We start from the raw sequence: 7,654 nt of genomic DNA, 5'->3' as shown, positions 1-7,654 counted from the left end.
CCGTAAAGGATGGAGATATTCCCGATAAAAAGTTCCCATCTTATTTCTCTAAATTTATTTCTGAATATTTTTCTCTCGATCCAGAAGAGGAATATAAGGCTAATGATATTCTGGCTTCGGACTACTATTCGTATGCGATGAAATGCAGGAATAGCTTTATCTCTTCATGGTTTGAGTTCAATCTTAATATCAACAATATTCTGACGGCAATTCATGCCCGTAAGTATAAACAGGATGTGGCTTCGAGTATAGTAGGAAATACTGAGGTGTGTGAAATGTTGCGTACTTCGAATGCCAGAGATTTCGGATTGGGCGATACGCTAGTTTATCTGGAAAATATTCAGAGAATATCAGAAATAGATGATTTGGTGGAAAGAGAAAAGAAGGTTGACCAGCTGAAATGGGACTGGATGGAGACTGAATCTTTCTTTAACTATTTTACCGTTGAACGTTTATTTGTCTTTTTATTGCAGCTTGAGATGATAGAAAGATGGATATCATTGGATAAAGATAAAGGTAATGAACTGTTCAGGGCCATGATCAAGGCTCTGAAGGATGATGTTCAGATACCTGAGGAATTTAGAAATTAGTTTAAATATAATAAAATGGCAACAAAAGGTAGTGTTATTGGCGTTATTGCCAATATGGTGACTCTGACTGTAGATGGTCCGGTGGCGCAGAATGAAATCTGTTACATCTCTACAGGGGGCGACCGTCTTATGGCCGAGGTTATTAAAGTGGTGGGTACCAATGTGTATGTACAGGTGTTCGAAAGTACACGTGGACTTAAGGTTGGTGCTGAAGCTGAATTTACTGGTCATATGCTTGAGGTTACTTTAGGACCGGGTATGCTATCGAAAAACTATGATGGCTTACAGAATGATTTGGACAAAATGGATGGCGTTTTCCTGAAACGCGGACAATATACTTATCCTTTGGACAAAGAAGCTAAATGGCTTTTCAAACCAATTGTTAAGGCTGGAGATGAAGTTGGACCTTCAGCATGGCTTGGAGAAGTAGAAGAAAACCATCAGCCATTGAAAATAATGGTTCCGTTCCAGCTTAATGGAACTTATAAAGTAAAATCTATAGTTCCGGAAGGTGAATATACCATCGAAGATACTGTGGCTGTCCTTACTGACAAGGAAGGAAACGATATTCCTGTGAACATGATTCAGAAATGGCCTGTAAAGAAGGCTATGACTAACTATAAGGAAAAACCACGTCCTTTCCGTCTGTTGGAAACAGGTGTACGTGTGATTGATACTGTAAATCCAATAGTAGAAGGTGGTACTGGATTTATCCCTGGACCTTTCGGTACAGGTAAGACGGTGTTGCAGCATGCCATCTCAAAACAGGCAGAAGCTGACATCGTAATTATTGCTGCCTGTGGTGAACGTGCGAACGAGGTTGTGGAAATCTTTACTGAATTCCCTGAATTGGTGGACCCACACACCGGAAGAAAGCTGATGGAACGTACCATTATCGTGGCTAATACGTCAAACATGCCGGTTGCGGCTCGTGAAGCTTCTGTGTATACAGCAATGACTATGGCTGAGTTCTATCGTGCTCAGGGACTGAAGGTTCTGCTTATGGCCGATTCTACTTCACGTTGGGCCCAGGCACTGCGTGAGATGTCAAACCGTATGGAGGAATTGCCTGGACCTGATGCGTTCCCTATGGATATATCGGCTATTATATCTAACTTCTACGGACGTGCAGGTTATGTTTATTTGAATAACGGTGCTACTGGTTCTATTACATTTATCGGTACTGTATCACCTGCCGGAGGTAACCTGAAGGAACCTGTAACAGAAAATACTAAGAAAGTTGCACGATGCTTCTACGCTTTGGAACAGGAACGTGCTGACCGTAAACGTTACCCGGCTGTTAATCCTATTGATTCTTATTCTAAATATCTGGAATATCCTGAGTTCGAAAATTATATCGCAGAACGTATTAACGGTGAATGGATAGGAAAGGTTAACGAACTGAAAACCAGATTGCTGAGAGGTAAGGAAATTGCAGAACAGATCAATATCCTGGGTGATGATGGTGTGCCTGTAGAATATCATGTTATTTTCTGGAAGTCTGAACTTATTGACTTTGTAATTCTTCAGCAGGATGCATTTGATGAAGTGGATTCTGTTACTCCTATGGAACGTCAGGAGGAAATTGTAAATATGGTGATAGATGTTTGCCATACAGAATTCAAGTTCGATAACTTCGTGGAGGTTATGGAATACTTCAAGAAGATGATTAATATCTGCAAGCAAATGAACTATTCAAAATATAAATCTGCCGAATACGTGGAATTCGGAAAGCAGTTGCAGGAGCTTATTGCAGAAAGACGTGCCGAATAATTTATCTCATTAATTAAGAATCATAAAATGGCAACAAAAGCATTTCAAAAAATATATACCAAAATTAGCCAGATAACCAAGGCTACCTGCTCATTGAAAGCTAAAGGGGTGGGTTATGACGAACTGGCTATGGTAAACGGTAAACTGGCGCAGGTCGTTAAGATTGCCGGAGATGATGTTACGCTGCAGGTGTTCGAGGGTACTGAAGGTATTCCGACTAATGCAGAAGTGGTGTTCCTTGGAAAATCGCCTACACTGAAGGTTAGCGAACAGCTTGCGGGACGTTTCTTCAATGCCTTCGGCGATCCTATAGACGGTGGTCCTGAAGTTGAGGGCGTAGAAGTGGAAATCGGTGGTCCTTCTGTGAACCCGGTAAGACGTAAACAGCCTTCTGAACTTATCGCTACAGGTATTGCCGGTATCGACCTGAACAATACTCTGGTGTCAGGACAGAAGATTCCGTTCTTTGCCGATCCAGACCAGCCGTTTAACCAGGTGATGGCTAACGTGGCTCTTCGTGCAGAGACTGATAAAATTATCCTTGGAGGTATGGGTATGACCAACGATGACTACCTTTACTTCAAGAATGTGTTCTCTAACGCAGGTGCGTTGGACCGTATCATCAGTTTCGTAAATACTACTGAGAACCCTCCTGTGGAACGATTGCTTATTCCTGATATGGCATTGACTGCCGCTGAATATTTTGCGGTGGAACATAATCAGAAGGTGCTTGTTCTGCTTACTGATATGACTTCGTATGCCGATGCGCTGGCTATAGTGTCTAACCGTATGGACCAGATTCCTTCGAAGGACTCTATGCCTGGTTCATTGTATTCAGACCTTGCAAAGATTTACGAAAAGGCTGTGCAGTTCCCTAGCGGCGGTTCCATAACTATTATCGCTGTGACTACACTTTCGGGTGGTGATATCACTCATGCTGTTCCTGATAACACTGGTTATATCACTGAAGGTCAGTTATTCCTGCGTCGTGACAGTGATATAGGTAAGGTTATCGTCGATCCGTTCCGCTCACTTTCTCGTCTGAAACAGTTGGTTAGCGGTAAGAAGACCCGTAAGGACCATCCACAGGTTATGAATGCAGCCGTACGTCTGTATGCCGATGCGGCCAATGCTAAGACCAAGATGGAAAACGGTTTCGACCTTACAAATTACGACGAACGTACTCTGGCCTTTGCCAAGGATTATGCAAATCAGCTTCTTGCTATTGATGTGAACCTCAATACAACAGAAATGCTTGATGTTACTTGGGGATTGTTCAGCAAGTATTTCAAGCCTGAAGAGGTTAACATCAAGAAAGAGTTTGTAGATCAGTATTGGAAGAAGTAATCGAATTCAATAAAAAAACAGAGAAATGGCTATTAAATTTCAATATAACAAAACCTCGCTGCAGCAGTTGGAAAAGCAACTGAAGGTTCGAGTCCGTACGCTTCCTATCATTAAGAACAAGGAAAGTGCACTGAGACTTGAAGTGAAACGTTGCAAGACTGAAGCTGTGGAACTTGAGGAACGTCTTGAACGTCAGATTCAGGCGTATGAAGCCATGTTCGCACTCTGGAATGAATTTGATGCTTCATTGATAAAAGTGAAGGATGTTCATTTGGGCGTTAGAAAGATTGCCGGTGTCAGGGTTCCGCTACTTGAGTCTGTGGACTTCAATATCCGTCACTATAGTATGTTCTCTTCTCCAAAATGGTATGCTGACGGACTTCATATCTTGAAGACATTGGCACAAACTGCCATAGAGAGAGAATTTACACTCGCCAAATTGGGCTTGCTGGAACATGCGCGTAAAAAAACTACTCAAAAGGTTAATCTTTTTGAGAAAGTACAGATTCCTGGATATCAGGACGCATTGAGAAAAATTAAACGTTTCATGGAGGATGAAGAGAATCTGTCGAAATCATCGCAGAAGATTCTGAAATCTATCCAGGAAAAGAGAAAGGAGGCTGAACAATGATTGCTAAAATGAAAAAGCTGACTTTCCTTGTATATTATAAGGAATATGAGGAGTTTCTGAAAAAACTGCGTGAACTTGGTGTAGTTCATATTTTTACGAAATCACAAGGTGCGGCAGAAAATCAGGAACTTCAGGATCGTATCCGATTGGCTGCTAAATATGCTGCTGCAATAAAATACCTTCAGGGAATGAATGTTGTGGCAGATAAGCATGAAGGTGATGCTGCTAAGGGAGAAATAACTCTTGAGGTATTGTCTGAACTGCAGGCAAATCAGCAACAGCTGGTTCATAGGAAACAGGTACTTGAAAAGGAAATTGTTTCGTTAGAACCATGGGGAGATTTCGACTCTGGTAATATAGAACGTCTTGGAAATGCCGGTTATGTAGTGAATTTCTATATATGTTCTGAAAAACAATTTAATGATGAATGGATTCAGGCATATAATGCAACTGTTATAAACAAAATAGGCTCGAAAGTTTATTTTGTAACTATAACATTAGAAAAAGATGTTCCTGAACTTGAAGTGGAATATGCAAAATTGCCGGATAAATCTTTAAGTAGCTTGAAATCCTCTGTTGAGAATCTTGAAAAAGATATAAATAAAGTGGATCAAAGCATCAAGGATTTGGCAATAACATCAATTGCTGACCTTGAAGTAGCTCAAAGGAAGATCTATTCTGAAATAGAATTTTCAAAGGTTGTTTTGACTGGAGATTCTTTGGCTGACAATAAGCTCGTATTATTGGAAGGTTGGGTTCCTGAAGTTAAAAGTGAAGATGTTAAGTTTTTCATGGATAATCAAGGAGCTTATTATGAGATTTCCAACCCTTCACCTGAAGATAATGTGCCTATATTGTTTAATAACGATAAGTTCTCACGATTGTTTGAACCTATCATAAGGCTGTATATGTTGCCTAAATATAATGAACTTGACCTTACTCCGTTCTTTGCACCTTTCTTCATGCTGTTTTTCGGCTTGTGTCTTGGAGATACAGGATACGGTGCGTTTATGGTGTTGGCAGTTACTATATATAGGCTGATGGCTAAGAATATAAGTTCGGGCATGAAACCAATACTTACATTGGTGCAAATCCTTGGAGCTTCTACAATGGTTTGTGGTCTGCTTACAGGAACATGTTTCGGATTTAATATTTATGATATTCAGGTGTCTTTCCTGCAGAAGATGAAGGAAGCTATTTCACTCGATAATCAGCAGATGTTTAATCTGTCTCTTATCCTGGGTGGAGTTCAGATAATCTTCGGAATGATGCTGAAAGCTGTTAACCAGACTATACAGCTCGGATTTAAGTATGCTGTCGGAACAATAGGATGGATATTTGTCATTCTTAGTTCTGCAATAGCATTTGCTGGTGCAATGGAAATGGGTGGAACAGTACACATGGTGTTTGTGATAGCAGGATTACTTATGGCTTATCTTTACAATAGTCCAGGTAAGAATGTTTTCGTGAATATCGGTCTTGGACTTTGGGACAGCTATAATATGGCAACCGGATTGTTAGGTGATATATTGTCATATGTTCGTCTGTTTGCATTGGGATTGTCAGGAGGTATTTTGGCAAGCGTATTCAATAGTCTTGCAGCAGGTATGAGTCCTGACAATATAATAGCAGGCCCTATTGTTATGGTGCTTATATTTGTCATCGGACATTCAATCAATATCTTTATGAATGTTCTTGGTGCAATGGTTCATCCTATGCGTTTGACTTTCGTTGAGTTTTTCAAGAACTCAGGTTATGAAGGTGGAGGAAAGGAATACTCTCCATTTAAAAAATAAAATGTATTTCGTGTATATAAACTGAAAAAATAATAATAAAAAACTTTAGAATTATGGAAATGAATTTTTTGATTGCCTATATTGGCATAGCTGTTATGGTTGGTTTGTCTGGTATCGGTAGTGCATACGGAGTAACAATTGCTGGTAATGCATCTATCGGAGCACTTAAAAAGAATGACAGTGCTTTTGGTAACTTCCTTGTGTTGACAGCGCTTCCTGGTACTCAGGGACTTTATGGTTTTGCTGGCTACTTTATGTTTCAGAATATCTTCGGAGTACTTACTCCTGAAATCACTACTCTTCAGGCTTGTGCAGTGCTAGGCTCTGGTATTGGTCTTGGATTGGTTGCCCTTTTCTCTGCAATCCGTCAGGGACAGGTTTGTGCTAATGGTATAGCTGCTATTGGTCAGGGACACAATGTGTTTGGTAATACATTGATTCTTGCCGTATTCCCAGAATTGTATGCTATCGTTGCACTTGCTGCTACATTCTTGATGGGTTCTGCTATCACAGCTTAATATATAAATATAATAGACTGAAAGCTGTCTCAATTTGATTGGGACAGCTTTTTTTATGTTATTGTGGATATGAAGTTTTTTTATAACTTTGTCACGTAATGTAAAAATGTAGATAATATGGGATACGGAAAATGGATAGGTGGTCTTATGGGATTTGTAACTATGGGACCTTTAGGTGCCTTAGCTGGTTTTGCCATCGGATCATTATTTGACAATGCAAATGAAAATGATATGGAAACTTCAGGCAACCAGAATGAATATGCAGGACAGAGAAACAGCTTTCTTTTCTCTATGCTGGTGATGGCGTCGTATATTATACGTGCTGACGGCAGAATAATGCATAGCGAGATGGAGTTTGTCAGAAATTTCCTTAGAAATAACTTTGGTGAGGTGTCTGTTTCTGAAGGCGAACAGATTCTGCTGAACCTGTTTGAACAGAGAAAACAAATGGATAAATCGAATCCGATGGCTTTTAAAAATACTATACATGAGTGTGGAGCACAGATCGCTTCTAACATGTCGTATGAGGAGCGTCTTCAGCTGTTGAGATTCCTGACGCAGATTGCTCAGAGCGACGGTAACGTATGCAAGGATGAAATTGAAGCTCTAAAGGAAGTCGCTTTGGCAATGGGACTCTCATATAAGGAAGTGGAATCAATGCTTAATATGAGAGGTAAGTCTTTGGACGAGGCTTATAAGGTTCTTGAGGTCTCTCCAAATGCATCGGATGATGAAATCCGTACAGCCTACAAGAAGATGGTCCTGAAACATCATCCGGACAGGGTAGCTACATTGGGTGAGGATATAAGAAAAGCAGCTGAAGAGAAACTTCAGGATATTAATAACGCCAAGGAACGTATATACAAGGCTAGAGGTATGAGATAAAAAATAATCGCACTTTATGAAAAAGAAACTCGATTTTGTATAGTACAGATTGCAAAAATGTCATAAAGTGTAACATATATAAAATAAAGTGCTTGTTAGTTTAGGGAATAAGTG

General features: G+C 40.1%; 7 protein-coding genes. All 7 read left to right on the top strand.

The window, feature by feature from the left end; translation table 11 throughout:
* Positions 1-590, top strand: a 590-nt coding sequence (locus I6E24_RS14745) for a DUF2764 family protein (RefSeq protein ID WP_235329320.1), incomplete at its 5' end; no start/stop codon positions are given.
* A gap of 15 nt (positions 591-605) precedes the next feature.
* Complete coding sequence (locus tag I6E24_RS14740) at positions 606-2,363, top strand: V-type ATP synthase subunit A (RefSeq protein WP_235329318.1); 1,758 nt, start codon at positions 606-608, stop codon at positions 2,361-2,363.
* Positions 2,364-2,390: 27 nt separating this feature from the next.
* Positions 2,391-3,710, top strand: coding sequence for a V-type ATP synthase subunit B (locus I6E24_RS14735; protein ID WP_235329316.1), 1,320 nt, complete (start codon positions 2,391-2,393; stop codon positions 3,708-3,710).
* A gap of 25 nt (positions 3,711-3,735) precedes the next feature.
* The gene (locus I6E24_RS14730) at positions 3,736-4,341 is read left to right on the top strand and encodes a V-type ATP synthase subunit D (protein WP_235329314.1); all 606 of its coding nucleotides are present in this window, start codon (positions 3,736-3,738) and stop codon (positions 4,339-4,341) included.
* A complete protein-coding gene (locus I6E24_RS14725; RefSeq protein ID WP_235329312.1) occupies positions 4,338-6,137 on the top strand; it encodes a V-type ATP synthase subunit I in 1,800 nt (599 codons plus the stop codon). The genes I6E24_RS14730 and I6E24_RS14725 overlap by 4 nt, the downstream gene beginning before the upstream one ends.
* Before the next feature lie 53 nt (positions 6,138-6,190).
* Positions 6,191-6,655, top strand: coding sequence for a V-type ATP synthase subunit K (locus I6E24_RS14720; protein WP_154044766.1), 465 nt, complete (start codon positions 6,191-6,193; stop codon positions 6,653-6,655).
* A 117-nt stretch (positions 6,656-6,772) separates the two neighbouring features.
* A complete protein-coding gene (locus I6E24_RS14715) occupies positions 6,773-7,540 on the top strand; it encodes a TerB family tellurite resistance protein (protein WP_235329310.1) in 768 nt (255 codons plus the stop codon).
* Positions 7,541-7,654 lie beyond the last annotated feature (114 nt).

The sequence above is a fragment of the Bacteroides caecigallinarum genome (genome assembly GCF_021530995.1).
Classification (GTDB): Bacteria; Bacteroidota; Bacteroidia; order Bacteroidales; family Bacteroidaceae; genus Phocaeicola; species Phocaeicola faecigallinarum.
Note: the sequence above shows the minus strand (reverse complement) of the source record. Positions and strands in the feature narration are given on the sequence as shown.

Coding starts and splice junctions, on each gene's coding strand:
- I6E24_RS14715 (WP_235329310.1), top strand. CDS start 6,773: ATGGGATACGGAAAATGGATAGGTGGTCTTATGGGATTTGTAACTATG.
- I6E24_RS14740 (WP_235329318.1), top strand. CDS start 606: ATGGCAACAAAAGGTAGTGTTATTGGCGTTATTGCCAATATGGTGACT.
- I6E24_RS14725 (WP_235329312.1), top strand. CDS start 4,338: ATGATTGCTAAAATGAAAAAGCTGACTTTCCTTGTATATTATAAGGAA.
- I6E24_RS14720 (WP_154044766.1), top strand. CDS start 6,191: ATGGAAATGAATTTTTTGATTGCCTATATTGGCATAGCTGTTATGGTT.
- I6E24_RS14730 (WP_235329314.1), top strand. CDS start 3,736: ATGGCTATTAAATTTCAATATAACAAAACCTCGCTGCAGCAGTTGGAA.
- I6E24_RS14735 (WP_235329316.1), top strand. CDS start 2,391: ATGGCAACAAAAGCATTTCAAAAAATATATACCAAAATTAGCCAGATA.